General features: G+C 62.6%; 3 protein-coding genes. 2 read left to right on the top strand and 1 reads right to left on the bottom strand.

Translation table 11 applies throughout. The features are described from left to right. Positions 1-798, top strand: a 798-nt coding sequence (locus EN994_RS25135; RefSeq protein ID WP_164746165.1) for an FAD-dependent oxidoreductase, incomplete at its 5' end; no start/stop codon positions are given. Between the two features lie 26 nt (positions 799-824). On the opposite strand, the gene EN994_RS25130 is transcribed toward EN994_RS25135, so the two are convergent. Continuing rightward, complete coding sequence (locus EN994_RS25130; RefSeq protein ID WP_063167759.1) at positions 825-1,493, bottom strand: alpha/beta hydrolase; 669 nt, start codon at positions 1,491-1,493, stop codon at positions 825-827. A gap of 200 nt (positions 1,494-1,693) precedes the next feature. Here EN994_RS25130 and EN994_RS25125 point away from each other — a divergent pair. Then, on the top strand, positions 1,694-2,945 hold a 1,252-nt coding region (locus EN994_RS25125), incomplete at its 3' end, for an OpgC family protein (RefSeq protein WP_127307892.1).

The following is a 2,945-nucleotide window of genomic DNA, read 5'->3' as shown; positions in this document are numbered from 1 at the left end:
CCGGTAACCTTGGTCGAGCCGCGCAACTCCATCCTCGATTTCGTCGACCGCGAGATCGTCGACGATTTCATCCACCAGATGCGCGATCGCGGCATGACCATCCGGCTGGGCAGCGCGGTGAAGGAGATCCGCTCCAAGCCGGACGCCGCCGAAGTGGAACTGGCCGATGGCCGCACCATCCGTTCCGAGGTTGTGCTCTACGCCGCCGGCCGCACCGGCAATGTCGGCAGCCTGGGCCTGGATGTCGTCGGCATCGACGCCGACTCCAGAGGGCGCATCAAGGTCGATCCGCAATCCTTCCAGACCAGCGTGCCCAACATCTATGCCGCCGGCGACGTCATCGGCTTTCCGAGCCTGGCCTCGACTTCGATGGAGCAGGGCAGGGTGGCCGCCTGCCATGCCTTTGGAGTGCCCTTGCCGCCGCCGCCGGAAACTTTCCCCTATGGCATCTATGCGGTGCCGGAAATCTCGACGGTCGGCCAGTCCGAAGAACAGGTGCGTGAGAGCGGTGCGGCCTACGAGGTCGGCGTGGCGCGTTTTCGCGAGACCTCGCGCGGCCACATCATGGGTGTCAACACCGGCTTCCTGAAGCTGCTGTTTTCGATCGAAACGCGCCGTCTGCTCGGCGCGCACATCATCGGCGAGGGCGCCACCGAGCTCATCCACATCGGCCAGGCGGTGATCAATCTCGGCGGCACCGTCGACTTCTTCGTCAACAACACCTTCAACTATCCAACGCTCGCCGAAGCCTACAAGATCGCTGGGCTGGATGCCTGGAACCGGATGGGAAGAGGGTAGGCCGGCTGGTCGTGGCGGCGAGCCTGTCAGCCTGCCTGCGCCACCGCCGCCGGTCCCGCCAGCCATTGCCTGACGATTGCCGCGTCGGCGCTGCCGAATTCATGACCTGATGAGACAATCCTGGCGTCGATCTCGGCGCCATGCCGACTGAGCAATGTCACCAGAGCAGGGGCGAAAGGCGCATAGGTGAGGTCGGCGGCGCCGGCGATCATCAGCACCCGCACCTTTGACAGCTCCGTCGCCGGCACATCATCGAGCACCGGCATCGGTCGCAGCAGCGCGGCGCGTTCGACAAGGCCCGGATGCAGCAGCATCAGGCTCGAAACCAGATTGGCGCCGTTCGAATAGCCGAGGAAAATTGTGCGCGAGAGGTCGAGATGATGGCGTGTGGCCGCGTCAGCGACGAAGCCCGCAAAGGCCTCGGTTTCGGTGCGGATGCTCGCCTGTTCGAAGCGCGTCGGCGTGATCCGCGCGAACCAGCGGAAACCATCCTCCTGGACAACGCGGCCACGCACCGCGACGAGCGTGGCACGCGGTGCGATCTCTCGCGCCAGCGGCACCAATGTCGTCTCGTCGACACCCGACCCATGCAGCAGGAAGAAGCAGTCGCCCGTTGAATCCGCCGCGCCGTAAAGCCGGTAGTGGAAGGCGAGATCACGCCGCAACGCACCATCTTGTGAGGTCTCGTCGATCATCGACCATCCTCTTGATTATATGACTTTTCGCTCAATTTGCCGGCTTCAAAACGCAATATTTTCAAGCCCCGCGAAAGTTGATTGAACCGGGCGCATTACAGTCCGTTTCTCCGCCGATAACATCCTTCGGGAGGAATCGAAGCGGTGCGCCGGGGGTCGCATTGCCGGTATGAACAACCAGCTTTGAGGCCTTTTTGTCGATGACCACCCAGATTTCCCCGGACCGCGATGCGCGTGTCCCAGACCGCGAGGCGCGTGTCCCGGACCGCGAGGCGCGTGTCCCGGACCGCACTGAGCGCGACACGCGCATCGATGTGATCCGTGCTCTCGCCTTGTTGACCATCTATGTCGACCATGTGCCGGGTACCGCCTTCGAGTATCTGACATACAAGAATTTCGGCTTTTCGGATGCGGCGGAGGTCTTCGTGCTGATCTCGGGAATCTCGGTCGCGCTCGCCTACGGCAAGAAATTCCAGCCTGGAAACCGGCTGCTGGCAACTTTGAAGATGTTGCGCCGCGCCGGTGTGCTTTATGCCACCCACATCGTCACCACCATGGTGGTGATGGCCATTTTCTGCGCTGCGGCAGTGTTTGCCAGGCGGCCGGAGCTTTTGACGATGATCAACATCGAGCCGTTGATCAAGAATACGCCGCAGGTGCTGATCGGCATCGTGACGCTCGGCCACCAACTTGGGTACAACAACATCCTGCCCGTCTATGCGGTGCTGCTCTTGCTGGCGCCGCTGTTCCTGCTCATTGTCAGCTATCGGCCGGTCCTGGCACTGGTGGCATCCGGCGCCCTGTGGCTGGTCGCGGGGATTTATCAGATTGCTCCGCCCAACTACCCCGAGCCCGGCTTCTGGTTTCTCAACCCGCTGTCGTGGCAGTTCCTTTTCAACATCGGCCTGGCGGGCACGCTGCATGTGCGTCGCGGCGGCACCATCCCGGTCAATCGCTGGCTGGTTGGGGCGGCCTTGGCCTACACCGTTGTGGCCCTGGTCTGGGTGCACAGCCCGCTCTGGGGGCATATCTCCTGGTTTGGCCTGCCTCCGGTGCTGACCGGTTTCGACAAGACGTTCCTGTCGCTGCCGAGGCTCCTGCATATACTCGCAGTGAGCTACCTGATCGTGGCATTCCCGGCGATCTCGAATCTGTTTCGCACCGGGCGCGATCATCCGCTTGCCATATTGGGCAAACGATCGCTGCCGGTTTTCATTGCCGGCACGGTGCTTGCAATGGCGGCGCAGGTGCTGAAGCTGATCAATCCGGGCGGATTTGCCTATGACAGCCTGTTGATATCGGCCGGCATCGTCATGCAGTTCGCGCTCGCCTACTATCTCGAATGGCTATCGGGCCTTGGCTGGTCCGCCAAAAGCAGGCCGGCTCACAGCGCCGCACCGCCCGTCCATGCTGCATCCTTCGCGATGCCGGGCATGGCGACAAGAATGGGCC

Origin of the sequence: Mesorhizobium sp. M7A.F.Ca.CA.002.09.1.1 (assembly GCF_003998555.1) — a bacterium.
Taxonomy (GTDB): domain Bacteria; phylum Pseudomonadota; class Alphaproteobacteria; order Rhizobiales; family Rhizobiaceae; genus Mesorhizobium; species Mesorhizobium ciceri.
Note: the sequence above shows the minus strand (reverse complement) of the source record. Positions and strands in the feature narration are given on the sequence as shown.

Bases quoted from the DNA above. Each gene is read 5' to 3' on its own strand.
- EN994_RS25130 (WP_063167759.1), bottom strand. From the start codon at position 1,493: ATGATCGACGAGACCTCACAAGATGGTGCGTTGCGGCGTGATCTCGCC.